Source organism: Pseudomonas fluvialis (assembly GCF_014207935.1).
GTDB lineage: Bacteria > Pseudomonadota > Gammaproteobacteria > Pseudomonadales > Pseudomonadaceae > Aquipseudomonas > Aquipseudomonas fluvialis_A.
Map to the genome: position 1 here is coordinate 732,272 of NZ_JACHLL010000002.1, position 25,470 is coordinate 757,741.

At 62.0% G+C, this 25,470-nt stretch carries 29 protein-coding genes; 4 read left to right on the plus strand and 25 right to left on the minus strand.

All coding sequences use genetic code 11. The features are described 5' to 3' along the window. Positions 1–50 precede the first annotated feature (50 nt). Positions 51–416, minus strand: coding sequence for a DUF2946 family protein (locus HNP49_RS08530; protein ID WP_184682338.1), 366 nt, complete (start codon positions 414–416; stop codon positions 51–53). A 297-nt stretch (positions 417–713) separates the two neighbouring features. Between HNP49_RS08530 and leuA the strand changes: the two genes are divergently transcribed. Together leuA and HNP49_RS08540 are read left to right on the plus strand one after the other, a co-directional pair. After that, a complete protein-coding gene (gene leuA / locus HNP49_RS08535; RefSeq protein ID WP_184682340.1) occupies positions 714–2,384 on the plus strand; it encodes a 2-isopropylmalate synthase in 1,671 nt (556 codons plus the stop codon). A gap of 122 nt (positions 2,385–2,506) precedes the next feature. Then, positions 2,507–3,256, plus strand: a complete 750-nt coding sequence (locus tag HNP49_RS08540) for an ABC transporter substrate-binding protein (protein WP_184682342.1) — start codon at positions 2,507–2,509, stop codon at positions 3,254–3,256. Here the strand turns inward: HNP49_RS08540 and HNP49_RS08545 are convergent. Continuing rightward, positions 3,246–3,617, minus strand: a complete 372-nt coding sequence (locus tag HNP49_RS08545; protein ID WP_184682344.1) for a helix-turn-helix domain-containing protein — start codon at positions 3,615–3,617, stop codon at positions 3,246–3,248. The two genes, HNP49_RS08540 and HNP49_RS08545, sit on opposite strands and share 11 nt — an antisense overlap. A gap of 103 nt (positions 3,618–3,720) precedes the next feature. On the opposite strand from HNP49_RS08545, the gene HNP49_RS08550 reads away from it, so the two are divergent. Next, complete coding sequence (locus tag HNP49_RS08550; protein WP_184682346.1) at positions 3,721–4,821, plus strand: alkene reductase; 1,101 nt, start codon at positions 3,721–3,723, stop codon at positions 4,819–4,821. 54 nt (positions 4,822–4,875) lie between these two features. Here the strand turns inward: HNP49_RS08550 and HNP49_RS08555 are convergent, their stop codons facing one another. The 22 genes from HNP49_RS08555 to trmJ all read right to left on the minus strand — a co-directional run bounded on the left by HNP49_RS08555 (position 4,876) and on the right by trmJ (position 23,882). Next, complete coding sequence (locus HNP49_RS08555) at positions 4,876–5,334, minus strand: hypothetical protein (RefSeq protein ID WP_184682348.1); 459 nt, start codon at positions 5,332–5,334, stop codon at positions 4,876–4,878. Positions 5,335–5,353: 19 nt separating this feature from the next. After that, entirely contained in the window at positions 5,354–6,148 is a 795-nt protein-coding gene (locus tag HNP49_RS08560; RefSeq protein WP_184682349.1) for an amidohydrolase, read from the minus strand. Continuing rightward, positions 6,136–7,284, minus strand: coding sequence for a pyridoxal phosphate-dependent aminotransferase (locus HNP49_RS08565; RefSeq protein WP_184682351.1), 1,149 nt, complete (start codon positions 7,282–7,284; stop codon positions 6,136–6,138). Before HNP49_RS08565 ends, HNP49_RS08560 begins: the two co-directional genes overlap by 13 nt. A gap of 132 nt (positions 7,285–7,416) precedes the next feature. Continuing rightward, complete coding sequence (gene der / locus HNP49_RS08570) at positions 7,417–8,898, minus strand: ribosome biogenesis GTPase Der (protein WP_184682353.1); 1,482 nt, start codon at positions 8,896–8,898, stop codon at positions 7,417–7,419. 73 nt (positions 8,899–8,971) lie between these two features. Next, positions 8,972–10,111 carry an outer membrane protein assembly factor BamB gene (bamB, locus tag HNP49_RS08575; protein ID WP_184682533.1) on the minus strand — a complete coding sequence of 380 codons (1,140 nt, stop codon included), beginning with the start codon at positions 10,109–10,111 and terminating at the stop codon, positions 8,972–8,974. A 4-nt stretch (positions 10,112–10,115) separates the two neighbouring features. Beyond that, positions 10,116–10,754, minus strand: a complete 639-nt coding sequence (locus HNP49_RS08580) for a tetratricopeptide repeat protein (RefSeq protein WP_221445168.1) — start codon at positions 10,752–10,754, stop codon at positions 10,116–10,118. Positions 10,755–10,784: 30 nt separating this feature from the next. Beyond that, entirely contained in the window at positions 10,785–12,074 is a 1,290-nt protein-coding gene (gene hisS, locus HNP49_RS08585) for a histidine--tRNA ligase (RefSeq protein ID WP_184682357.1), read from the minus strand. Positions 12,075–12,089: 15 nt separating this feature from the next. After that, a complete protein-coding gene (gene ispG / locus HNP49_RS08590; RefSeq protein ID WP_184682359.1) occupies positions 12,090–13,202 on the minus strand; it encodes a flavodoxin-dependent (E)-4-hydroxy-3-methylbut-2-enyl-diphosphate synthase in 1,113 nt (370 codons plus the stop codon). Between the two features lie 9 nt (positions 13,203–13,211). Beyond that, on the minus strand, positions 13,212–14,243 hold the full coding sequence (locus HNP49_RS08595) for a RodZ family helix-turn-helix domain-containing protein (RefSeq protein WP_184682361.1): 1,032 nt from the start codon (positions 14,241–14,243) through the stop codon (positions 13,212–13,214). Beyond that, on the minus strand, positions 14,243–15,007 hold the full coding sequence (gene pilW / locus HNP49_RS08600; RefSeq protein WP_184682362.1) for a type IV pilus biogenesis/stability protein PilW: 765 nt from the start codon (positions 15,005–15,007) through the stop codon (positions 14,243–14,245). The genes HNP49_RS08595 and pilW overlap by 1 nt, the downstream gene beginning before the upstream one ends. A 10-nt stretch (positions 15,008–15,017) precedes the next feature. Then, positions 15,018–16,163 (minus strand): 23S rRNA (adenine(2503)-C(2))-methyltransferase RlmN, encoded by a 1,146-nt coding sequence (rlmN, locus tag HNP49_RS08605; protein WP_184682363.1) that lies wholly within the window; start codon positions 16,161–16,163, stop codon positions 15,018–15,020. Positions 16,164–16,187: 24 nt separating this feature from the next. Next, positions 16,188–16,619, minus strand: coding sequence for a nucleoside-diphosphate kinase (ndk, locus tag HNP49_RS08610; RefSeq protein ID WP_184682364.1), 432 nt, complete (start codon positions 16,617–16,619; stop codon positions 16,188–16,190). A gap of 91 nt (positions 16,620–16,710) precedes the next feature. Further along, positions 16,711–16,911, minus strand: coding sequence for a Fe-S cluster assembly protein IscX (gene iscX / locus HNP49_RS08615; RefSeq protein WP_184682365.1), 201 nt, complete (start codon positions 16,909–16,911; stop codon positions 16,711–16,713). A gap of 14 nt (positions 16,912–16,925) precedes the next feature. Beyond that, positions 16,926–17,267 (minus strand): ISC system 2Fe-2S type ferredoxin, encoded by a 342-nt coding sequence (gene fdx / locus HNP49_RS08620; protein WP_184682366.1) that lies wholly within the window; start codon positions 17,265–17,267, stop codon positions 16,926–16,928. Further along, positions 17,267–19,129 (minus strand): Fe-S protein assembly chaperone HscA, encoded by a 1,863-nt coding sequence (hscA, locus tag HNP49_RS08625; protein ID WP_184682367.1) that lies wholly within the window; start codon positions 19,127–19,129, stop codon positions 17,267–17,269. Before hscA ends, fdx begins: the two co-directional genes overlap by 1 nt. 37 nt (positions 19,130–19,166) lie before the next feature. Beyond that, the gene (gene hscB, locus HNP49_RS08630; RefSeq protein ID WP_184682368.1) at positions 19,167–19,688 is read right to left on the minus strand and encodes a co-chaperone HscB; all 522 of its coding nucleotides are present in this window, start codon (positions 19,686–19,688) and stop codon (positions 19,167–19,169) included. Positions 19,689–19,700: 12 nt separating this feature from the next. Continuing rightward, positions 19,701–20,024 carry an iron-sulfur cluster assembly protein IscA gene (gene iscA, locus HNP49_RS08635; protein ID WP_095941558.1) on the minus strand — a complete coding sequence of 108 codons (324 nt, stop codon included), beginning with the start codon at positions 20,022–20,024 and terminating at the stop codon, positions 19,701–19,703. A gap of 9 nt (positions 20,025–20,033) precedes the next feature. Then, entirely contained in the window at positions 20,034–20,420 is a 387-nt protein-coding gene (gene iscU / locus HNP49_RS08640) for a Fe-S cluster assembly scaffold IscU (protein ID WP_095941559.1), read from the minus strand. Between the two features lie 22 nt (positions 20,421–20,442). After that, positions 20,443–21,657: an IscS subfamily cysteine desulfurase gene (locus tag HNP49_RS08645; RefSeq protein WP_184682370.1), complete on the minus strand. Its 1,215-nt coding sequence runs from the start codon at positions 21,655–21,657 to the stop codon at positions 20,443–20,445. Positions 21,658–21,704: 47 nt separating this feature from the next. Next, a complete protein-coding gene (gene iscR / locus HNP49_RS08650) occupies positions 21,705–22,196 on the minus strand; it encodes a Fe-S cluster assembly transcriptional regulator IscR (protein ID WP_184682372.1) in 492 nt (163 codons plus the stop codon). 136 nt (positions 22,197–22,332) lie between these two features. Beyond that, the gene (gene cysE, locus HNP49_RS08655) at positions 22,333–23,109 is read right to left on the minus strand and encodes a serine O-acetyltransferase (RefSeq protein WP_184682374.1); all 777 of its coding nucleotides are present in this window, start codon (positions 23,107–23,109) and stop codon (positions 22,333–22,335) included. Beyond that, positions 23,109–23,882, minus strand: coding sequence for a tRNA (cytosine(32)/uridine(32)-2'-O)-methyltransferase TrmJ (trmJ, locus tag HNP49_RS08660; RefSeq protein ID WP_184682375.1), 774 nt, complete (start codon positions 23,880–23,882; stop codon positions 23,109–23,111). Before trmJ ends, cysE begins: the two co-directional genes overlap by 1 nt. Positions 23,883–24,024: 142 nt before the next feature. Between trmJ and suhB the strand changes: the two genes are divergently transcribed. After that, positions 24,025–24,840, plus strand: a complete 816-nt coding sequence (gene suhB / locus HNP49_RS08665; RefSeq protein WP_184682377.1) for an inositol-phosphate phosphatase — start codon at positions 24,025–24,027, stop codon at positions 24,838–24,840. 59 nt (positions 24,841–24,899) lie between these two features. On the opposite strand, the gene HNP49_RS08670 is transcribed toward suhB, so the two are convergent. Next, positions 24,900–25,454, minus strand: a complete 555-nt coding sequence (locus HNP49_RS08670) for a glycine zipper 2TM domain-containing protein (protein WP_184682378.1) — start codon at positions 25,452–25,454, stop codon at positions 24,900–24,902. Positions 25,455–25,470: the final 16 nt, after the last annotated feature.

A 25,470-nucleotide genomic window follows, 5' to 3' on the forward strand; every position in this document is an offset into this window, starting at 1 on the left:
ACACGGACAACGCAGGACTGCACGCGGTCGTATGGCCGCGTGCGCTTCGATCAGGCGGTGATCGACTGCGGTGGTGCGCGTGGCGGGGGCAGTAGCTGGGCGCGGAGGCCTGCCGCATCGACAGCAGCCGGCAGGCTCGGCGCCGGCGCGGCAAGCAGAATCGGCAAGCCGGACGCCGGCACAGGCACGGCGGCAAAATGCGCCGCCAGCTGGCAGTAGCCGCACTCCACATGGGACAGCGGTGCCTGCTTGTCCGGTCCAGGAGCGGAATCATCCGAATGACAGCTCAGCTCGCTCTGCACCTGGGCCAGCGCAGAGGCCAGATCGAGGTTCTGCGCCTGGGTCAGCAACGGACCGGCGAACAGCATGAGCAGGGCAAAGATGCCCAGCCAGGCGCCAAAGCGCGATGTGCTCATGCGTGGATGCAAACCGCTAACTCCATCAAATAGCTGGTCCTTAAAGATGCGCCGCGATTCTAATGACCGGCTGTCGCCCAGTCTCTGCGACAAGGGCGCGCAGCGGCGCTGACACAGATCAACCCCGCGCAATCAATCGACACTTTACGGGCACATGGCGCAAAAAATCTTCACGACAGGTACGCAAGCGAATGAAAATTCCAATTTTAAAAACATGCTTGCAATGATTAACCCATAAATAGACGATTCACCCTGACAAAGCGCCAAAAGCGCCCCCTTTTCGAGCAGGAAACAGCCATGAGCATGCTGAAAGACCCTTCGAGCAAGTACCGCCCCTTCGCCCCGATCCAAATTCCGGACCGCACCTGGCCGAACCAGCAGATCAGCAAGGCGCCCATCTGGCTGAGCTCGGACCTGCGCGATGGCAACCAGTCGCTGATCGAACCGATGGACGCCGAGAAGAAGATGCGCTTCTTCAAGTGCCTGGTCGCCGTGGGCCTCAAGGAAATCGAAGTGGGCTTCCCGTCCGCCTCGCAGACCGACTTCGACTTCGTCCGCGAACTGATCGAAGGCGGCCACATCCCGGATGACGTGACCATCCAGGTGCTGACCCAGGCCCGCGAGGACCTGATCACCCGCACCTTCGAGTCGCTCAAGGGCGCCAAGCAGGCCATCGTTCACTACTACAACGCCACCGCACCGAGCTTCCGCCGCATCGTCTTCAACCAGGACAAGGCCGGAGTGATCGAGATCGCCGTGAATGCCGCGCAGATCATCAAGCGCCTGGCCGTCGAGAACCCGGACACCGCCTGGCGCTTCGAGTACTCGCCGGAAGTGTTCAGCTCCACCGAGACCGAGTTCGCCGTCGAGGTGTGCAACGCGGTGATCGGCGTGTTCCAGCCAACCCCGGCGAACAAGCTGATCCTTAACCTGCCGGCCACCATCGAGGCCGCCACGCCGAACATCTACGCTGACCAGATCGAGTGGTTCTGCCGCCATGTCGACCGCCGCGACAGCGTGCTGGTCAGCCTGCACACCCACAACGACCGCGGCACCGGCGTGGCCGCCACCGAACTGGGCCTGATGGCCGGCGCCGACCGTGTCGAAGGCTGTCTGTTCGGCAATGGCGAGCGCACCGGCAACGTCGATCTGGTCACCGTGGCACTGAACCTCTACACCCAGGGCGTCGACCCGCAACTGGACTTCTCCGACATCGATGCCGTGCGCAAAGTGGTCGAGGAATGCAATCAGCTGCCGGTGCACCCGCGCCACCCCTACGTCGGCGATCTGGTCCACACCGCCTTCTCCGGCTCGCACCAGGATGCCATCCGCAAGGGCTTCGCCCAGCAGGATGCCAACGGCGTGTGGGAAGTGCCCTACCTGCCGATTGATCCGGCCGACATCGGCCGCAGCTATGAGGCGGTGATCCGCGTCAACAGCCAGTCCGGCAAGGGCGGCATCACCTACCTGCTGGAGCAGGAATACGGCATCAGCCTGCCGCGTCGCCTGCAGATCGAGTTCAGCCAGGTGGTGCAAAAGGAAACCGACCGCCTGGGCCTGGAGATGAGCGCGGCGCAGATCTACGCCCTGCTGGAAAGCGAGTACCTGCAGGCTGACGAGCCCTACGCCCTGAAAAGCCACCGCCTGCAGGAAGAGCACGGCACCACCGCCGTCGATGTCAGCGTCGACGAAGTCGGCGAACTGCGTCACTGGCGCGGCATCGGTAAGGGCCCGCTGGAAGCCTTGGTGGCTGGCCTGCCGGTCGGCGTGGAAATCGTCAACTACGCCGAGCACGCCATCGGTTCCGGCACCAACGCCAAGGCCGCAGCCTATATCGAACTGCGCCTGAATGGCGGTCGTGCGCTGCACGGCATCGGCATCGACGAGAACCTGACCACCGCCAGCTTCCGCGCCCTGTTCAGCGCCATCAACCGCGCACTGCGTCAGGCCGAGGCCCAGGCCGCCTGAGAACGAATCGTCTCGACCAGATAGTCCCTTGGGGAGCCTCGGCTCCCCTTTTTTCTGCCCGCCTATCAGGCAGTCTCTGCGGTAGCTTCTAGACTCGAACTATCACCGTGCGAGTCACTGCCATGTCCGCCCAGTCATTCTGTCGCCGCCTGCTTCTTGTCCTGTGCTGCTGCAGCAGCGCCAGTTGGGGCGCGGACGTGCTGATGGCCTTTGGCGAGAAAATCCCCCCCTACTGTTTTCCGGAAAGCGACAGCGGCATTGAGCTGGAAGTGATTGGCGAAGCCCTGGCGTTGCGCGGGCATCGCCTGAAACCGCGTTATTACCCGCTGGCCAGGGTGCCTCTGGCTTTCCGCCATGGCGAAGTGGATGCGGCAATGACCGACCTTGGCCAGGACCTGACCGACCAAGGCGGCCACTACGGCGAACCGGCGGTGATCTACCAGAACGTGCTGGTGACCCTGCGTAACCGCCAACTCAACCTGCAACGCCCGGAGGACCTCAAGGGCCTCAGCGTGGTGGCTTTTCAGGGCGCGGCTAAACGCTATCCCGAGTGGCTGGGCGCCACCCAGGCCGCCGGCCTGTATTTCGAGCAGAACAATCAGGAGCTGCAGGTGCTGGGCCTGAACAAGGGGCGCTACGACGTGGTCCTGAGCGACCGCAGCATCTATCACTACTTCGAGCAGCTGCTGTCACGCACCGCTCTGTTCAAGGCCAAGGCGGTCGACATGCACAGCTTTACCGAGGAGGACCCGCAGAACTATCGCCCTGTATTCCGCGACGCGCAGGTGCGTGATGACTTCAACGCCGGCCTGCAGCAGCTCAAAAAAAGCGGCCGCTACCAGCAGATCTACGACAGCTATCTCAAGCCGTAGGCTGCTGCTGCCAGTGGCTGCGGCCCCACTGGCACATGGCTTCCAGCACCGGTTTGAGCGTGGCGCCGTGCTCGGTCACGCGGTACTCGACCCGCGGCGGAACCTCCGCGAACACCGTGCGACTAAGCACACCATCGCGCTCCAGCTCACGCAGCTGCTGGGTCAGCATCTTCTCGGTTATATCCGGCACCAGGCGCTTAAGCTCGGAAAAGCGCAGCGCCCCCTGCAGCAGGTGATAGACCAACAGGGATTTCCACTTACCACCGATCACCTCCAGGGTCACTTCCACCGGCGTGTTGTAGACCTTGTCGCCCTGCACCAGACGTTTGCTTTCGGGGGACAGCGCCGGTTGATCGCTCATGATAATTACCAAATAGTAAGTGACTGCCTAAATCGTACGTACTTGTATAAAAGTTTGCCACCCCCATAATCGACGGCACACGTCAGCCACCCAGGATATTTCCATGAGCCTCGATCACCTGTTTTCCCCAACCCAACTCGGCGACCTCAACCTGCCCAACCGTCTGGTCATGGCTCCACTGACTCGCCAGCGCAGTCTGCCGGGCAATGTGCCGGGCGAGCTGAACGCGCTCTACTACGCCCAGCGCGCCAATGCCGGCCTGATCATAAGTGAAGCCAGCCAGGTCTGCCCGCAAGGCCAGGGCTATGCCTGGACACCTGGCATTCACAGCGCAGAACAGGTTGCCGGCTGGCGGCAAGTCACCCAGGCCGTGCACGAGGCCGGCGGTCGCGTCTTCCTGCAGCTCTGGCACGTCGGGCGTATCTCCCACCCGCTGCTGCAGCCAGGCGGTGCCGACCCGGTAGCCCCGTCGGCCATCCAGGCCAACGCCGAGTGCTATGTGGTCGAGGCCGATGGCAGCCACCACAAGGCCGCGACCGCCAAACCGCGCGCTCTTGAGCTGCATGAGCTGCCGGGAATCGTGGCCGCTTATGCCCAGGGCACTGCCAATGCCATCCAGGCCGGCTTCGACGGTGTGGAAGTGCATGCCGCCAATGGCTACCTGCTCGACCAGTTCCTCTGCTCCAACAGCAACCAGCGCAGCGACGCCTACGGCGGCTCGGTGGAGAACCGCGCACGTCTGGTCCTGCAGGTCGTCGATGCCGTGGTGGCGACGGTGGGTGACAGCCGCAAGGTCGGCATCCGCATCTCGCCAATGGGCACCTTCGGCGACGTCCACGACGCCAACCCGCTGGAAACCTTCAGCTACTTGGTCGAGCAGCTCAACAGCCGCCAGCTGGGCTACCTGCACGTCAATCGCCCGGACTGGCTGGGCGGCACCTTCGAGGGCTATGACGCACTGCTGCGCAAACTGCGTCAGCTGTATCAGGGCACCCTGATCATCGCCGGCGGACAAACCGCCGAGAGCGGCGAGCAGGCCATTGCCGAAGGCCTGGCCGATCTGGTGGGCTACGGCCGCCCGTACATCGCCAACCCGGACCTGGCCGCACGCTTCCAGGCCGGCGCCGAGCTGAACCCGCTGAATCCCGCCACCCTGTATGGCGGCGGCGCAGAGGGTTACACCGACTACCCCGCACTGGGCTGATCGGTAGAAACGCAAACGCCGGGCAATGCCCGGCGTTTTGCTATTGGCGATCCATCAGGCCAGATCGAAGACCATGATCAGCGGCACAGCCACGACCAGAATGGCCAGGATGAACAGCAGGCCAATCCCCACAGCCCGCCAGTTGGAGTAGAGCGCCCCCTGCCCCGCCGCGTGCTGCTGCAGACGCGAGCCCAGCAGGCTCTTGGCGTACTGATACATGGCAATCACCTGCACCACAGTAAAGGCGGTGCCAGACACGTTGTCCGGCAACAGAAAGCCCAACGCGGTGACCACGACGAAGATGCCGATCGCCAGCCACCAGGTCTGTTGCAGTTCCTTGTGCAGACCATACTGGCGCAGGTTGTGCGCCAGTACATAGGCACCGGCCAGTGGCGTACCGAAGAAAGTGGCCCAACCGACGGCACCCAGGCTGTAAAGCGGCTGAGTGGCATCCGGCGCGCTGACCAGATCGGCTTCCGGGGTTTGAAAGGGGTTGTTGGCAGGTGCTTCCATGCGGGATGACTCCAAGGATTCAAAGGTTCAGCGAAAAGCTATCAGCATCCAGATGAGCCGGGAAGCGCTGGCGATAAGCCGCCAGTTCCGCCGCACTGAGACTGACACGAAACACGCCATCGACGTCCTGCGCCGCCAGCAGGGATTCACCCTGGAAGTCCAGCACCTGACTGTCACCGCTGTAAGCAAAACCTTTGCCGTCCTCACCGACCCGGTTGACCGCCGCGGCGTAACAGAGGTTTTCGATGGCCCGCGCCGGTAGCAGACGATTCCAGTGGTGACGACGTGCGGCCGGCCAGTTGGCGGTATACAGCAACAGGTCGGTGCCACCGGCATCACGACTCCACACCGGGAAGCGCAGGTCGTAGCAGATCAGCGGGCGCACCCGCCAACCCTTCAATTCCAGCACCACCTGCTGCTCGCCGGCACTGTAGTGCTTGTGCTCACCGGCCATGCGGAACAGGTGACGCTTGTCGTAGTGCGCCTGCGAACCGTCCGGGCGCGCCCAGAGCAGGCGGTTGCGGTAGCTGCCATCAGCGGCCTGGATGATCAGGCTGCCGCAGACCACCGCGCCCAGGTCCTGAGCCTGCTGGCGCAACCACTGCGTAGTCGGGCCGTCCTCGGGCTCGGCCAGGGCGGCCGAATCCATGGAGAAACCGGTGCTGAACATCTCTGGCAGTACGACCAGGTCGGCGCCATGGGCCTGCTCCAGCAGGCGGGCGAAATGCTCACGGTTGGCGGACGCATCCTGCCAGACCAGCGAGGTCTGGATCAGTGCCAGTTGCAGGTCAGGAAAGCTCGTCAGATCGCGCATAGTTTCGCTCCCGCAGCCAGCAGGGTCTCCTCACGTTTGGCAAAGCAGAAGCGCACCAGACGCATCCCCGCAGGCGGCTGCTGATAGAACACCGAGACCGGAATGGCCGCCACGCCCTGCTCGCGGGTCAGCCATTCGGCCATGGCGACATCGTCCAGATCGGGGCGAATGGCCGAGTAGTCGACGATCTGGAAATAGGTGCCCGGCGTGCGGGTAAAGGCAAAGCGCGAACCGGCCAGTTGGTCGCAGAACAGGTCGCGTTTGGCCTGGTAGAAGGCGGGTAGCTCGGCAATATGCTCTGGATGCTCAACCATGAAATCGGCCAAGGCATGCTGCAACGGGGTGACGGCCACGAAGGTGACGAACTGGTGCACCTTGCGCAGCTCGGCCGTGAGCGCAGGTGGCGCCACCACGTAGCCGGTCTTCCAGCCGGTGACGTGGTAGGTTTTGCCGAACGAGCTGACCACGAAGGCCCGCGCATACAGTTCGTCGTGGGCCAGCACGCTGGCGTGGCTGGCGCCGTCGAATACCAGATGCTCGTAGACCTCGTCGCTGATCAGGTAGATGTCGCGATCACGGATCAGCGCTGCCAACTGGTCGAGGTCGGCTCGCGACAGCAGCGCACCGCTGGGGTTGTGCGGCGAGTTGATGAAGATCAGCCGGGTACGCTCGTTGATGGCATCACTCAGCCGCTGCCAGTCGACCGAGAAGTCCGGCAAGTTGAGCGGCACATGCACACAGCGGCCACCAGCCAGCTCCACCGCCGGCTCATAGCTGTCGTAACAGGGATCGAGCACGATGGCCTCGTCGCCCGCGCGGATCAGCGCCTGTACCGCGCAGAAAATCGCCTCCGTGGCCCCGGGCACGATGGTGACCTCGGTGTCAGCCGACACCGAGCGCCCGTAAAGCGCGGCGACCTTGGTTGCCACCGCTTCGCGTAGGCGCGGCAAACCGGTCATGGGCGCGTACTGGTTATGCCCGGCTTGCAGATGACGCACGGCGGCATCCAGTAACGGCTGCGGGCTGGGAAAGTCGGGGAAACCCTGGGACAGATTGAGCGCTCCGACCTCGGCGGCCAGTTGCGACATACGGGTAAAAATAGTGGTGCCAACGGAGGGCAACTTGCTGACAAGCATGGCGCTACCTGAAACGAGAACGGCGAAGGAATCGATCGGCAGGATAGCCGAGCGTCCCGCGCGCTGGCCATCCGGCGCCCATGAAAAAGGGCGCGCAGTCTGAACTGGGCGCCCTCTTCACAACGGTCGGAATCAGCGTTTCTTGTCGCGACGCTTCTTCTCGGCCTTCTTGTGGTGGCTCATCAAACGGCGCTTCTTGTTCACCTGGCGTTCGGTGAGGACGTTCTTCTTGCCCTCGAACGGGTTTTCCCCGCCCTTGAACTCGATCCGCAGCGGCGTGCCGACCAGCTTGAGCACACGACGATAGGTGTTCTCGAGATAGCGGACATAGGAGCGCGGCACAGATTCCACCTGGTTGCCGTGGATGACGATCAGCGGCGGGTTGGCACCACCCAGGTGGGCGTAGCGCAGCTTGATGCGACGGCCGTTGACCAGCGGCGGCTGGTGCTCCTGCACGGCGTCTTCGAGGATCTGGGTCAGACGGCTGGTCGGCCAGCGCGTGACCGCCGAGGCGAAGGCGGTCTGTACCGACTTGTACAGATGACCGACGCCGGTGCCGTGCTTGGCCGAGACGAAATGGATATCGGCCCAGTCGACGAACATGAGCCGGCGTTCCAGCTCGGTCTTCACGTAGTCCTTCTCGCCCTGCTCCATGCCATCCCATTTATTCAGGGCGATGACCAGCGCGCGGCCGCTTTCCAGGACGAAGCCGAGTAGGTTGAGGTCGTGCTCGACCACGCCTTCGCGGGCATCCATCACGAAAATCACCACGTTGGCGTCCTGGATGGCCTGCAGGGTTTTCACCACGGAGAACTTTTCCACCGCTTCGAAAATCTTGCCGCGACGACGTACGCCGGCGGTGTCGATCAGGGTGTACTTCTCGTCACCGCGTTCGAAGGGGATGTAAATGCTGTCGCGGGTAGTGCCGGCCTGGTCATAGACGATGACCCGCTCTTCACCCAGCATGCGGTTGACCAGCGTCGACTTGCCGACGTTGGGGCGACCGATAATGGCGATCTTGATGCCGTCCTTCTCGCTCGGGCCGGGAATGCGCTTGGCTTCCTGACCTTCGGCGACGACTTCCTGCTCACCCTCGGCGCCTTCCTCGGCTTCGGCGTTGTCCTTGGGGAAGATACCCAGGGCCAGCTCCAGCATGTGGCTGATGCCACGGCCGTGGGCGGCGGCGATCGGCACGGCGTCGCCCAGCCCCAGCGGGCTGAACTCGGCACGTGCGATATCCGGGTCGACGGTATCGACCTTGTTGGCGATAAGGAAGCAGCGCTTGTTACGCTTGCGCAGGTGCTCTGCAATCATCTGGTCCGCGGCGGTCATACCGGCACGCGAGTCGACCATGAACAGCACGGCATCGGCTTCTTCGATGGCCTGTAGCGACTGCTCGGCCATCTTGGCGTCGATGCCCTCCTCGTCACCGGAGATACCACCAGTATCGATCACGATATAGGTGCGGCCCTGCCATTTGGCCTCGCCGTACTGACGATCACGGGTCAGCCCGGCGTATTCGGCCACGATGGCATCACGAGTTCTGGTCAGACGGTTGAAAAGGGTGGACTTGCCGACGTTGGGGCGGCCCACCAGGGCGATCACGGGAACCATGTTCTCTCCGGTTCAGAAAATGCGACGGCCGCTGCCAGCAAAAAGCGGCAGCGGCCGGGCGGACAAGCTCAGCTTAGCGGATCGTGTAAGCGACCAACTCTCCGCTGTTGCCATACACATACAGCCAGTCGCCTACCACCAGCGGGCGCGCACGCACACCGGCACTGTCGACCTTCTCGCGGCCGACGAAGCGGCCGTCCACCTGACTCAGCAGGTGGATGTAACCTTCCAGATCACCGACCACCACGTAGCTGGACAGCACTTCTGGCGCGGACAGCTGGCGACGGGCCAGGGACTCGTTGCTCCACAGTGCCGAAGCCGAACGCTCGTCGATGCTTTCTAGCGTACCGTTAGCCTGGCTGACATAGACGTTGCCATAACCCTGGGCGATGCCGGCATAGCTGGATGCCTCGCGCTGCCACAGCACGCGACCGGACTCCAGATCCAGGCCGGCCACTCGGCCCTGATAGCTCACGGCATACACGACACCGCCGGAAAGCAGCAGCGAGCCGTCAATATCGACCACGCGATCCAGTTCGGAACGGCCCTGCGGCACGGCTACGCGCTGTTCCCAGACTGGCAGGCCGCGACGGGCATCGAGGGCTAGCACGGTACCGGTGGAAAGGCCGGCCACCACCAGACGGTTGGTGACGATCGGCGTGCTGGTGCCGCGCAGGGTCAGTACGGCCGGGGTGTTTTCGTAGATCCAGCGCTGCGAGCCGGTAGCGGCGTCGAAGGCGATCAGGCGGTCGTCCTGGGTCTGCACCACCACCACATCACCATTGGTCTGCGGCGCTGACAGCACCTCGCTGGTGACCTGGGCGCGCCATTGTTCCTCGCCGCTGCCGGCATTGAGGGCAATCACCTGGCCCTTGAGGGTGCCGACCACGACCAGACCTGCACCGGCGCCGATGGCACCGGAAACCGGCAGTTCCAGATCCTGTTCCCACAGCACATCGCCACTGGTGCGCTCGATGGCCTTGACCACACCAGTGACATCGGCGGCGAACAGCGTTTCGCCATCGACGGCCGGCACCAGCATGTTGAAGGTTTCGCCCTGGCCTTCGCCGATGTTGCGGCTCCACTGCTCGTCGAGACGAACCTCTTCCTCGAAGTCGGTCAGTTCGGCGGGTTCCTGCTCTTTATCGCTATCGCTGCTGCAGCCTACGACCAGCAAGGCCATGGCCAACAGTGCGGCATTCTTCCAAACCATCACGTCAGGCTTCTCCCTTGGCCAGGTCATCCAGCTTCATCTGCAAACCGCCGACAGCAGCATCCTCGGCCAGCGCGGCCTTGGCTTTCTCGTAGGCGGCACGCGCCTCGTCGGCCTTGCCCAGCTGAACCAGCAGATCACCCTTGAGTTCTTCGCGGCTGGCCAGGTACACCTGATCGGCATCACCTTCCAGCAGTTTCAAACCTTCTTCCAGCTTGCCCTGGGCGGCCAGCACGCGGGCCAGACGCTGACGCGCCAGCTCGGCCAGATTGGCATCGACCGGTTTGTCCAGCACGGCCTTGAGCTCGGCCGCGGCGTCATCCAGCTTGCCCGCTTCGACGGCCACCTTGGCGACGAACAGACTGCCGTACTGTGCGTAATGGGTACCGGCATACTCGCTCTTGAGTTTTTCAGCCAGCTCGCTGACCTTGGCCGGATCGACCTCCCCGGTCTGCGGCAGGCTGCTTTCCAGCAGCTGCTGGTACAGCGCCGAGGCGCCCTGAGCCTGACCGGCCTGATAGTTCTGCCAGCCCTGCCAGCCGATCACCACGGCCAGTGCCAAGACGCCGCCAGTCAGCAGGGGCTTGCCGTTGCGCTGCCACCAGTCCTTGATCTGCGCAATCTGTTCTTCTTCGGTCTGCATGCTCACCCAGGATTCCCCTTCGCTAAATGCTTACGCCTGCTGCAGGCAGGCACCCAGACGCTCAACGAGAGCGTCCCAGGCAATGGTCTGTTGTTCACTGTCATCGCGCAGCGGCTTGCACCCTACCACGCGGGCGGCCAGCTCGTCCTCGCCCAGGATCAGGGCAAAGCGGGCACCGCTCTTGTCAGCCTTCTTGAACTGGCTCTTGAAGCTGCCGGCGCCGCTGTTAACCAGCAGGCGCAGACCAGGCAGTGCATCACGCAGCTGCTCGGCCAGAGTCAGGCCGGCCAGCTCGGCGGCTTCGCCGAAGGCACAGAGATACAGGTCGGCAGGACGATGCAGCTCTTCCGGCACCAACTGCAGGGTCTCCAGCAGCAGAACCAGGCGCTCGACGCCCATGGCAAAACCGACTCCCGGAGTCGGCTTGCCGCCGAACTGGGTGATCAGGCCGTCATAACGACCACCGGCACACACGGTGCCCTGGGCACCCAGCTTGTCGGTGACCCACTCGAACACGGTGCGACCGTAGTAATCCAGGCCGCGCACCAATTTCGGGTTGATCTCGTAACGAATGCCGACCGCATCCAGACGCGCCTTCAGACCCTCGAAATGCACGCGGGACTCGTCATCCAGATAGTCGTGCAGGGTCGGCGCGCCCACCAGCAGGGCCTGAGTCTGGGCATTTTTGCTGTCGAGGATGCGCAACGGGTTGGTGGTCAGGCGACGCTGACTATCCTCGTCGAGCTGCTCGAAGCGCTCCTTGAGGTAGGCCACCAGCGCATCACGGTAGTTGGCTCGGGCCTCGCTGGACCCCAGGCTGTTGAGCTGCAGGGTTACCGCATCGCTCAGACCCAGCTGTTTCCAAAGGCGCGCCGTGAGCACGATCAGCTCGGCATCGATATCAGGCCCTGGCAGGTTGAAGACTTCGATACCGATCTGATGAAACTGACGATAACGGCCTTTCTGCGGCTTCTCGTAGCGGAACATCGGACCGGCGTACCACAGTTTCTGCACCTGACCACCGCCAGTGAGGCCGTGCTCCAGTACCGCGCGGACGCAACCGGCCGTCCCTTCGGGACGCAGGGTCAGCGACTCCTCGTTGCGGTCGAGGAAGGTGTACATCTCCTTGTCGACCACATCGGTGCCCTCACCGATGCCACGGGCAAACAGCTCGGTGAATTCGAGGATCGGCAGGCGGATTTCCTTGTAGCCATAGCCGTCCAGCAGCTCGGCCAGAGTGCTCTCCAGGTAACGCCAGGCTGGCGTCTGCTCCGGGAGGATATCGTTCATGCCACGAATGGCTTGCAGGGACTTGCTCACAGAAATTCCTAATACTTAGCCGCGGGCGATTAGCGCCGCGTCGGCCTCGGCCTTTTCGGCCGCCTTGCGACGGATGAGCTTTTCCAGCTCGTCCACCAGGTTGTCGTTGCTCAGCTTGCTGGCCGGGGCACCATCGATATAGACCAGATTGTTCGGCGTACCGCCGGTCAGGCCGATATGGGCTTCCTTGGCTTCGCCTGGGCCATTCACCACGCAGCCAATCACGGCAACGTCCAGCGGTACCAGCAAGTCTTCGACGCGCTGTTCCAGCTCGTTCATGGTCTTGACCACATCGAAGTTCTGCCGCGAGCAGCTCGGGCAGGCGATGAAGTTGATACCGCGCGAGCGCAGGCGCAGGGACTTGAGAATGTCGAAACCGACCTTGATCTCTTCCACCGGATCGGCGGCCAGGGACACACGGATGGTGTCGCCGATGCCATCAGCCAGCAACATGCCAAGGCCGACCGCGGATTTCACGGTACCGGAGCGCAGACCACCAGCCTCGGTAATGCCCAGATGCAGTGGCTGCTCGATCTGAGTAGCGAGCAGGCGGTAGGCCTCGACGGCCATGAACACGTCGGAAGCCTTCACGCTGACCTTGAAGTCGGGGAAGTTCAGGCGATCCAGGTGCTCGACATGGCGCAACGCCGATTCGACCAGCGCCTGGGGCGTTGGCTCGCCGTATTTCTTCTGCAGGTCCTTTTCCAGGGAGCCGGCATTGACACCGATACGGATCGGAATGCCCTTGTCGCGCGCAGCTTCAACCACGGCCCGCACGCGGTCCTCGCGCCCGATATTGCCCGGATTGATACGCAGACAGTCGACACCCAACTCAGCCACGCGCAGGGCGATCTGGTAGTCGAAATGGATATCGGCCACCAGCGGCACCCGCACCTGCTGCTTGATCCTGCCGAAGGCCTCGGCGGCATCCATATCAGGTACGGACACACGGACGATATCGGCACCGGCATCTTCCAGTCGGCGGATCTGCGCCACGGTGGCGGCAACATCACAGGTATCGGTGTTGGTCATGCTCTGCACCGAAATCGGTGCATCGCCACCTACGGCCACCGAGCCTACCCAGATTTTGCGGGAGACACGGCGTTTGATCGGAGATTCACAATGCATGGCTTGGCTCTATTGCCCCAGCTTCATACGGGCGGTTTCGCCACTGGTGAAAGGCGCGACATCGACCGGCTGGCCATTTAGGCTGACCTGGGCGCCGCGGGCATAGCCCAGGCGCAGCTCGAACGGTGGTTTGCCGGCCAGTTCAAGGGTGTCGCCTTTGCGCTTGAGCGCACTGAACAGCACCTTGCCGTCGGCATCGGTCAGTTGGGTCCAGCAATCGGCGCTGAACTGCACCTGTACCAGCGCCTGACCAGCAGGAACTGCCTGCACTACCGGGGGCTGAGTTGCCAGAGGGGCTGCCGCCACGGGAGCGGCTGGAGCAGAATCTGGGACAACAGGGGCGGCTGCCGGTGGTACCGCAGCAGCCGGAGTGGCCGCTGCAGGAGTAACCGGGACAGCGGGTACAGATGCAGCAGAAGCAAGCGGCGCTGTTATTTCGCCAGCTGCTACAGCCGGACTAGCCGGCGCGCTCAATTCGGCAGCGGCTGGAACCGGCTCAACCTCAGCGGGTTTGTTCGCCTCCGCCACCGCCTGGTCTTCCGGCTCGTCGAGCAGGTGAATCTGCGTGGTGCCATCGGCCGATTCGACTTCCACATGCTCGATACCGATTTCACTGACGGCCTTTTCCGCGGCCTTTTCCGGCCAGACCAGATAGGTCAGCAACGCACCACCCGCCAGCACGGCCACACTGAGCATGCGCATGAGGTTCTGCGAAACCCGCACAGGCTCTTCGAGACGCCCGAGGGTGCGCACTTCACTCCCTGTGGCATCCGTGCCCGTATAGCGATCGAAGGCTGTGACCAGTTGTTCCTGATCCAGCCCCAGCAGCTTGGCGTAGGCACGCACATAGCCACGGGCAAAGGTATGACCGTTGAGTTTGTCGAAGGCTCCAGCCTCGACATTGCGCAGCATCGACTCACTCATGTTCAGTGAGCGAGCCGCATCCGCTACTTCCATGCCCTTGGCCTCACGCGCCATGCGCAAGGTTTGCCCAGGGTTGATCTGTACCGCCGCAAGCACATCCGAAGGCGACGCGTTCATTACTGCTCCGACTGATATTGCCGATATTCGGGTGAGCCGGGATACAGGCGTTTGAGCTGCAAGCCGTAGCTGGCCGCGGTATCCCGATCATCAAAGATGTTGGCCAGACGAATGCCCAGCAGCAAGCCGCGGGCATCCTGTTCTTTGACCATTTTGCTATAGCGCTGGTAATAGTCCCGCGCTGGGACATACATTTTTTCGTCGAAGGCTATCTGCGCCAGCTCGAATAGTACCTCTGGCTGGTTTCGGCTCAAACGCAACGATTTCTCGAAGTGCTGCTTGGCTAACTGAGGCTTATTCAGCTTTTGCGCTGTTCGCCCGAGATTTCCGAAAACTTTGGCCCGCTCTGGGTACATGTTGTCGCCGGCGGCAGCAGAATAGGCCTCGTAGGCATCCTGGTAGCGCCCCTGTTCAAACAGGAAGCTGCCATAGTTGTTGCGTATGCGCGAATCGCCATCGCTGTTGGACAGGGCTTTCTTGTACTCCTGTTCAGCCAGCTCCGGCTCCATTTCAATCTGGAACGCAACCGCCAGAGCCGCATGGGCATTGGCGTTTGAAGGGTCAAGCTCCAGGGCTTTCTGCAAAGGCCGCTTGGCGCGGCTGGCATCCCCGCTTTGCAGATAGCCGATGCCCAGCTGGATATAGGCGTCCCGTGCGGCATCCCGACCTTCATCACTTTTCAACGGATCAGGCTTGCCACCCTCAGTCACGCAGGCGGTCAACAACGAAAAGAGCAGAGCAGCGAGCGCAGCACGCACAATCATGGAATTCCCCTCAGCTTTGGCTTGCGGCTGGCTTGGCAGGTGCCTCGCCAGTCAGATCACGCACAGCAATGTAGCGTTCACTCCGACGGGTGCGATCCATGACCTGGCCAACCAGTTGGCCGCAGGCGGCATCGATATCTTCACCACGCGTGGTGCGTACCGTTACGTTATAGCCAGCCTTGTGTAACAGGTCCTGGAAACGGCGGATGGCATTATTGCTCGGCCGCTCGTAACCGGAGTGCGGGAAGGGATTAAACGGAATCAGATTGATCTTGCAAGGAGTATCTTTGAGAAGTGCGGCCATCTGCGCAGCATGCTCAGGCTGGTCATTGACATCCTTGAGCAGGGTGTACTCGACCGTCAGCACGCGCTTCTCTCCCAGGCGGGAGATATAGCTGTTGCAGGCCGGCAGCAGCACTTCCAGCGGATACTTCTTGTTGATCGGCACCAGCACATCGCGCAAGGCGTTGTTCGGCGCATGCAGGGAGATGGCCAGCGATACGTCGATCACCTTGGCCAGCTCCTCGATCATCGGCACCACGCCCGAGGTCGACAGCGTGACCTTGCGTTTGGAGATGCCATAGCCGAGGTCGTCCATCATGATGCTCATGGCGGCGACCACATTGTCGAAGTTCAGCAGCGGCTCGCCCATGCCCATCATCACCACGTTGGTGATGGCACGGTCGATTTTGGCCGGCACGGTGCCGAACGACTTGTTGGCAATCCACACCTGACCGATCACTTCGGCAGCGGTGAGATTGCTGTTGAATCCTTGTTTGCCCGTGGAGCAGAAGCTGCAATCCAGGGCACAGCCGGCTTGCGAGGACACGCACAGGGTGCCACGCCCGCCTTGCGGGATATACACGGTCTCGACGCAGCTGCCGGAGGCCACGCGCACCACCCACTTGCGGGTGCCGTCGCTGGAAATATCCTGGCTGACAATCTCGGGACCGCGAATCTCGGCAGAGGCCTTGAGCTTTTCGCGCAAGGCCTTGCCGATATTGCTCATGGCATCGAAATCATCGACGCCAAAGTGGTGAATCCACTTCATGACCTGACCCGCACGGAAGCGCTTTTCCCCGATAGTCTCGAAGAACTGCTCCAGTTGCGGCTGGGTCAGGCCCAGCAGATTGGTCTTGGTAGTCATGACGGTCATGGATTCACCCTCGCGCGTTCACTATTAGCGAATGCGAGCGCACACCTCGGTGACGGCAAAGAAGTAGGCGATCTCGCGAGCAGCGGAAGCTTCGGAGTCGGAACCGTGAACGGCGTTCTCGTCGATGGAAACGGCGAAATCGGCGCGAATGGTGCCGGCAGCAGCTTCTTTCGGGTTGGTGGCGCCCATCAGCTCACGGTTCTTCAGAACGGCGTCTTCACCTTCCAGGACCTGAACGATGACCGGACCGGAAGTCATGAAAGCAACCAGATCCTTGAAGAAGCCGCGCTCGCTGTGCTCAGCGTAGAAGCCGGCAGCTTCGCGCTCGGACAGCTGAACCATCTTGGAGGCGACGACGCGCAGGCCGGCTTTTTCAAAGCGGGTAGTGATCTCGCCAATTACGTTCTTGGCGACGGCATCGGGCTTGATGATGGAGAAAGTGCGTTGCAGGGACATGGATAGCTCCAGAGAGATGTAGATAAAGCAGAAAATAAAACCCGCGAATTATACGCGGGTTGGGCAAAAATGCGTAGCAGCAGGACGGACGTCAGTCCAGCTCCTCGATCCAGGCCGCCTGGATAGCCTCCAGAACTTTCTCGCCACCCCGCCCCTGCTCATCGGCGAAGTCCGGCAGTTCCAGCACCCAGCGATGCAGATCGACGAAGTTGACGTAACGCGGATCGACTTCAGGTTTGCGCTCAGCAAGCTCGATGGCGATATCCAGTACATCGGTCCATTTCAGGCTCATGTCAGCTCCTTGAATCAGTGCGGCGCTTCAGCGGCATGGTTAAGCGAGTATTTCGGGATTTCGACGGTCAGATCTTCCGTCCCGACTATCGCCTGACAGGCCAGACGCGACTGCGCCTCCAGCCCCCAGGCCCGATCGAGGAAGTCCTCCTCTAGCTCATCCGCCTCTTCCAGCGACTCGAAACCCTCGCGAATAATGCAGTGGCAGGTCGTGCAGGCGCAGACGCCACCACAGGCATTTTCCATCTCGATGTGGTTCGCGTGGGCCAGCTCGAGAATGGAAACTCCGGGCTCAGCCTCGACAACCATGCCTTCCGGGCAGAATCGCTCGTGCGGCAGAAAAATGACCTGTGGCATCAGTTATCCTCGATTTCGTGCAGGCTGCGCCCGGTCAGCGCCGCCTTGACTGTTGCATCCATCCGCCGCGCCGCGAAGGCATCGGTCACCTGGGTCAGACGCTTGATCTGCTGCTCGATCACAACATGATCGACACCGGCAGCCACCTCAACCAACGCCTCGATAGTAGACTCGATGGCAACGCGCTCCTCATCATCGAGCAGACGCTCGCCATCGACCTGCAACGCCGCGCGCACTGCCTCGACCAGTCGCTCTGCTTCGACCTGCTGCTCACGCAAAGCCCGCGCATTGAGATCATCCCCCGCATGCTTGAAGGAGTCCTGCAGCATGCGAGCGATCTCGCCATCAGTCAGCCCGTAGGACGGCTTGACCTCGATACTGGCCTCGACGCCAGAGCCCAACTCACGCGCCGAAACACCCAGCAGACCATCGGCATCAACCTGGAAGGTCACGCGAATCTTCGCCGCCCCAGCCACCATCGGCGGAATGCCACGCAGTTCGAAACGCGCCAGCGAACGGCAGTCCTTGACCAGCTCACGCTCGCCCTGCAGCACATGAATCATCATGGCCGTCTGGCCATCCTTGTAGGTGGTGAAGTCCTGCGCCCGCGCCACCGGAATGGTGGTATTGCGCGGCACGATCTTCTCCATCAGCCCGCCCATGGTTTCCAACCCCAGGGACAGCGGAATCACATCCAGCAGCAGCAACTCTTCGCCACGTTTGTTGCCGGCGAGGGTTTCCGCCTGGATGGCAGCACCGATGGCAACCACCTGATCCGGGTCGATATCGGTCAAAGGCTCGCGGGCAAACAAGGCCCCCACCGACTGGCGCACACGCGGCACGCGAGTCGAACCACCAACCATGACTACCGCCTCGACCTCATCCAGCTCGATACCGGCATCGCGCACCGCGCGGCGACAGGCCTTGAGGCTGCGCTGCAGCAGCGGCTCGATCAGCGCATTGAAGTGTTCGCGGGACAACTGCCCGCGCCAGGCACCGTAGGCCACGTCGACAGTTTCAACATCGGTCAACTGCTCTTTGGCGGCACACGCGGTCTGCAGCAGCTGGCGCTGCTCAGCGGGCGACAGGTCCGAGGACAGACCGGCCTGCTCGATGATCCAGCCGGCAACGACATGATCGAAGTCGTCGCCGCCCAGCGCACTGTCGCCGCCCGTGGCCAGTACCTCGAACACGCCACGGCTCAGTCGCAAAATCGAAATATCAAAGGTACCGCCACCCAGGTCATAGATGGCAATGACGCCCTCGGCGCCTTTGTCCAGACCGTAGGCAACGGCCGCCGCAGTGGGCTCATTGAGCAGACGCAGCACGTTCAGACCCGCCAGTTTGGCGGCATCCTTGGTCGCCTGGCGCTGCGCCTCGTCGAAATAGGCCGGCACGGTAATCACCGCGCCTACCAACTCGCCACCCAGACTCTGCTCAGCCCTTACGCGCAGCGCACGGAGAATTTCTGCCGAAACCTCTACGGGGCTCTTGGGGCCCTGCACGGTTTCCAGAAACGGCATCTGCGACTCTGCGCCACTGAAGCGGTAGGGCAACTGCTCACCGAGCTGCTTGACGTCGGCGATACCGCGGCCCATCAGGCGCTTGACCGAGATAATGCTGTTCAAGGGGTCCTGCGGCGCCGCCAGTTTGGCGGCCTCACCGACAACAATCGAATCCGCCAGATAGCGGACAGCGGATGGCAGGATCACCCCGCCCTCGGCATCCGCCAGGCACTCGGTGACGCCACTGCGCAGGGCGGCGACCAGGGAGTTGGTGGTACCCAGGTCGATACCCACCGCCAGCCGACGCTGATGCGGCTTGGGGCTGAGACCGGGTTCGGCAATCTGCAGTAGGGCCATGTTGTTTCGACTGTCAGGCACGCCAGGGGCGCGCGGGTTAATCGTCCAGACGCTCTTCCAGCTGACGCACTTCGCGCATCAGCTTGTCGAGAAACTGCATGCGGCGTACCAGGCGCTCGGCCTGTTCGCGCTCGTCCACCACCTGCCAGCAGGCGGCGAACTGTTGTTCCAGATGATCCTGTGCGCCCTTGAGGCGCTGCTTGAACAACGCCACGCCCTCCAGATCGGCACTGTCATGCAGATCCTCGAGCTCCTCGCGCAACTGCATCTGTTGCAGGAGGAATTCAGGATCCTGCACTGTCGCTTCCAGCGGCAACTCGTGGCCTCGCAGGGTCAACAGGTAAAGCGCCCGCTGCGGAGCGTTCTTCAGCACCTGATAGGCATCGTTGAGCTGCGCGGCACGCTCCAACGCAAGACGCTGGTCACGCGCATCGGCATCGGCAAAACGATCCGGATGGACGCTTCTGGCCAAGGCCCGGTAGCGCTCACCCAGCTGTGCGAGATCAACCCGGAAGTCAGGCTGCAGATCGAACAGGGCAAAATGGCAGGGAGCGCCCACGGCAACCTCGACTCAGACGTTGAAGCTCTCGCCGCAGCCGCATTCGCCACGCACGTTGGGGTTGTTGAACTTGAAGCCCTCGTTTAGGCCCTCGCGGACAAAGTCCAACTCAGTGCCATCGAGGTAGGCCAGGCTCTTCGGATCGACAATCAGCTTGACGCCGAAATTCTCGAACACCATGTCCTCGCCCGCCACTTCATCGACGAACTCCAGCACATAGGCCAGCCCGGAACAGCCGGTGGTGCGCACGCCAAGACGGATGCCCTCACCCTTGCCACGCCCTTCCAGCGAGCGACGCACATGCTGCGCCGCGGCTTCGGTCATGCTGATCGCCATGCCAACTCCTTAAAGCAGACCTTTCTTCTGCTTGTAATCGCGTACTGCAGCCTTGATCGCATCTTCGGCGAGAACCGAGCAATGGATCTTGACCGGCGGCAAGGCCAGCTCTTCGGCGATCTGGGTGTTCTTGATCTGCTCGGCTTCGTCCAGCGACTTGCCCTTCATCCACTCGGTGGCCAGGGAGCTGGAGGCGATGGCCGAACCGCAGCCGTAGGTCTTGAACTTGGCGTCTTCGATCAGCCCCTGCTCATTGACCTTGATCTGCAGGCGCATCACGTCACCGCACGCCGGCGCACCGACCATGCCCGTGCCGACATCCGGATCTTCCGCGTCGAGCTTGCCGACGTTGCGCGGGTTTTCGTAGTGGTCGATGACCTTTTCGCTGTATGCCATGTCGCTTACCTCATCGAAACGGTTAGTGGGCCTGCCATTCGACCTTGGACAGGTCGACACCCTCTTTGTACATATCCCAGAGCGGCGAGAGTTCGCGCAGCTTGGTGACCGCCTCCATGACTTTGGCGGCGGCGTAATCAATCTCTTCTTCGGTGGTGAAGCGACCGAAGGAGAAGCGGATCGAACTGTGCGCCAGCTCGTCGTTGCGGCCTAGGGCACGCAAAACGTAGGACGGCTCCAACGACGCCGAGGTACAGGCTGAACCCGACGAAACCGCCAGATCCTTGAGCGCCATGATCAGCGACTCACCCTCGACATAGTTGAAACTCAGGTTCAGGTTGTGCGGCACGCGCTGGCTCATGCTGCCGTTGACGTAGAGTTCTTCCAGGCCGTCGAGCTGCTTGAGCAAGCGATCGCGCAGCGCGGTCACACGCAGATTTTCTGCAGCCATCTCTTCCTTGGCGATGCGGAAGGCCTCGCCCATACCGACCAGTTGATGGGTCGCCAGGGTGCCCGAACGCATGCCGCGCTCGTGACCACCACCATGCATCTGCGCCTCCAGGCGTACGCGCGGCTTACGACGCACATACAGAGCGCCGACGCCCTTCGGGCCATAGGTCTTGTGCGCGGAGAAGGACATCAGGTCGACCTTGAGCTTGTCCAGATCGATCTCGACCTTGCCGGTCGATTGCGCCGCATCGACATGGAACAGCACGCCGCGGGGACGGGTTAGTTCACCGATGGCAGCAATGTCGTTGATCGTGCCGACTTCGTTGTTCACATGCATCAGCGACACCAGCACGGTGTCATCACGCAGCGCCGCCTCGACCATGGCCGGGGTGATGATGCCGTCTTCGCCTGGCTCCAGGTACGTCACCTCGAAACCTTCACGTTCCAGCTGGCGGCAGGTATCCAGCACTGCCTTGTGCTCGATCTTAGATGTAATGAGGTGCTTGCCCTTGCTTGCATAGAAATGCGCCACGCCCTTGATGGCGAGGTTGTCCGACTCGGTAGCACCGGAAGTCCAGACGATTTCACGCGGATCGGCGTTGACCAGCTCAGCCACTTGGCGACGGGCATTCTCGACCGCTTCTTCGGCCTTCCAGCCAAACACATGGGAACGCGAAGCCGGGTTACCGAAATTGCCTTCCATCAGCAGGCAGTCGCACATTTTCTGCGCAACGCGCGGGTCGACCGGCGTAGTCGCGGAGTAATCCAGGTAAATCGGCAGCTTCATCAGTGCTCTCCTATCGGCGTTCAGGCCCGGCTGGCCGGCGCCACCACTCAATCGAGGGTGGACGCTTCAATCTTGTCGAGGAATGGGGTTTTGCCATTGCAGCGGCGCTGATCCTGGCGCAAAGCCACTTCCTGTACCTCGCGACGGGTAACCAAGTCCGCAAGGCTGATGCCACTCAGAAACTCATGGATCTGCTGACTCAGATCGCACCACAAATGATGAGTCAGACAGGTGTCACCACTGTGGCAATCGCCCAAGCCCTGGCAGCGCGTTGCATCGACCGATTCATTGACCGCATCGATCACCTGCGCCACCTGGATGCCCGTCATGTCGCGAGCGAGCTGATAGCCGCCACCCGGACCACGCACACTGCTCACCAGATTGCCACGACGCAGCTTGGCAAACAGTTGCTCGAGATAAGACAGGGAAATGCCCTGACGCTCGGAAATATCCGCCAGGGAAACCGGCCCCTTCTGCGCGTGCAGAGCGAGGTCGAGCATGGCGGTCACGGCGTAGCGGCCTTTGGTGGTGAGTCGCATGGAAGTACCACGGATTCGCTGAGTTGCAGCGAGTATGCAATTTCCGACTAATTAAGTCAACTATAAGACCTAGCCAGATAGTCGGATATGCCATGAGTGCGGGCGCAAATTGTAACAAGCCCGCACCCACATAGCATCAGCGAGGCGACGACTCACCCTCGCCTTTAACCCCGGCAAAGTCTTCATCGCGCAGCTCCGGGAGCTTCTTCGCGCAGTAATCGCTCCCCAAGGCCGTCAGCGCCCTGCACATCCCTTCTAGGCGTTCATCCACCGCCTGCAGATGATCGAGCAACTGACCGATGGCCCGCGCCACCGGATCCGGCATGTCCTGCCCCAGACCATAGGCATCGAATCCATACTTCTCGGCAATCGCCTGGCGCTTGGCCTCCTGCTCATCCGCCTCCTTGGCAATGATCCGCCCCGGAATGCCTACCGCAGTAGCGCCAGCCGGCACCGCCTTGGTCACCACCGCATTGGAACCGATCTTGGCGCCCGCACCAACGGTGAAGGGGCCAAGCACCTTGGCGCCAGCCCCCACCACAACCCCATCCTCCAGGGTCGGATGCCGCTTGCCCTTGTTCCAGCTGGTTCCACCCAGCGTCACCCCCTGATAGAGAGTGACATCGTTACCGATCTCGGCTGTCTCGCCGATCACAATGCCCATGCCGTGATCGATAAAGAAGCGGCGACCGATCTTGGCGCCCGGGTGAATCTCGATCCCGGTCAGCCAGCGGCTGAACGTCGACACCAGACGACCCAGCCATTTCCAGCCCATCCCCCAGCAGGCATGCGCGACTCGGTGCAGCCAGATCGCATGCAGCCCCGGGTAGCAGGTCAGCACCTCAAAAGCATTGCGCGCAGCCGGATCACGATGAAATACGCTCTGAATGTCTTCCCGCATACGCTCGAACATCACTCTTCACCTTTTTTGCAAGCAGCGCCGTCGACGACTTTCTGCGTCTCGGTAAGGATGCCGCGAAGAATATTCATTTCCAGACGACTGATCGCACAGCGCCCATACAACCGACGCAGGCGCGCCATCAGATGACGCGGCTTCTCCGGATCGAGAAAGCGAATGGCGATCAGCGTCTGCTCCAGATGGCGAAAATAGGCTTCCAGCTCCTCGACCGTCACCAACTGACTATTGAGCATGGCCGTGGTTTCCAGCTTGGCCATCTTGGTCGGCTGCCCCTGCTGAGCCAGCCAGGCCATGCGCACCTCATAGGTGAGTACCTGCACCGCAGCCGCCAGGTTCAGCGAACCAAACTCGGGATCGGAAGGAATGTGTACATGAAAGTGGCAGCGCTGCAGCTCCTCATTGGTCAGCCCGGCGTATTCGCGACCAAATACCAGCGCGACCTGCCCACCCTGCTCCAGATGCTCCAGGGAAGTACTCGCACACTCACGCGGATCCAGCAGCGGCCAGGGAATGCGCCGATCCCGGGCACTGGTACCCAGCACCACGCTGCAGCCGGTCAAAGCCTCTTCCAGGGTATCCACCACCAGCGCCGCATCGAGAACATCGGTCGCACCGGAAGCGCGCGCAACCGCCTCGCCACTGGGAAAGTCTTCAGGCTGCACCAGCACCAGCTGCGACAGGCCCATGTTCTTCATGGCTCGCGCAGCGCCGCCGATATTGCCGGGATGACTGGTATTAACCAGCACGACTCGAATGTTCTGCAGCACCACAGGCTCTCACACGGCATTGAACGAGCGGCGATGTTACCGAACGAAGCGGAGCAACGCACGCAACAGACGGAGCAGCCTGCATGACCTACGCTTTTCTGGTAATATGATCGGCTTTCTTTAACGCCCCAGGTAAATTGCCATGCAGCCCATGCTGAATATCGCGCTGCGCGCGGCCCGCAGCGCCGGTGAACTGATTTTCCGTTCCATCGAGCGCCTGGACGCCATCTCCGTCAACGAGAAGGACGCCAAGGACTACGTCACCGAAGTAGACCGTGCGGCTGAGCAGACCATCATCGCAGCACTGCGCAAGGCCTATCCGAACCACGGTATCTACGGCGAGGAAAGCGGCCTCAGCGAAGGCCAGGGCGAGGGCAAGGATTACCTGTGGATCATCGACCCGCTCGATGGCACCACCAACTTCGTGCGTGGCGTGCCGCATTTCGCCGTGAGCATCGCCTGTAAATACCGCGGCCGCCTTGAGCATGCGGTAATTCTCGACCCTATCCGCCAGGAAGAATTCACCGCCAGCCGTGGTGGCGGCGCAGCCATGAACGGCCGCCGCATCCGCGTAAGCAATCGCAAGAGCCTGGAAGGCGCCCTGCTGGGCACCGGCTTCCCCTTCCGCGACAGCCAACTGGACAACCTGGACAACTACCTAGGCATGTTCCGCAGCCTGGTCGGCGAAACCGCCGGCATCCGCCGCGCCGGCGCAGCGAGCTTGGACCTGGCCTACGTGGCCGCCGGCCGCTTCGACGCCTTCTGGGAGTTCGGTCTGTCCGAATGGGACATGGCTGCTGGCGCCCTGCTGATTCAGGAAGCCGGTGGCCTGGTCAGCGATTTCAGCGGCGGCCACGAATTCCTTGAGAAGGGCCACATCGTGGCGGGCAACACCAAGTGCTTCAAGGCCGTGCTGACCGCCATCCAGCCGCACCTGGCACCGAGCATGAAGCGCTAAGCGAACTCTACTCGGCAATAAAAAAGCGCCCCGCGGGGCGCTTTTTTATTGCCGGACCATTACTGCGCCGGCGGCGCGACGGTCTGCTGCGAGAGAATCAGCTGGCCACTGTCACTCAACGGGATGCGCTGACCCGGATCATGATCCATGCGCACCTGACCGATCTTGCCGTCCAGCTGGTACTGCACGTCATAACCCACCAGTTTTTCACTGGTATCGGTCACCGTATTGCAGCGTGTTTCGGTGGTGGTGTAGGTATCACCCGCCTGCATGTTTTCCTGCACCTTGTTGCCGGCATAGCCACCTGCCGCGGCACCGGCCACGGTGGCCACCTTCTTGCCGGTACCACCACCCACCTGATTGCCAAGCAAACCACCGGCCAGTGCACCAATCACCGTACCAGCGATCTGATGCTGATCCTTCACCGGCGCCTGTTTGGTCACCGTCACCTCGCGACACTCCTGGCGCGGCGTCTTGATGGTTTCCTTGACCGGCTGCACCGCCAGCACCTCGGCATACTTGGGAGCAGTGACCATATGGTAGGTCGCCACAGCACCTCCGGCAGTGACACCTACGGCACCCAGCACCGCTCCTACGATCATCGACTTGTTCATCTTGCCCTCCAATATG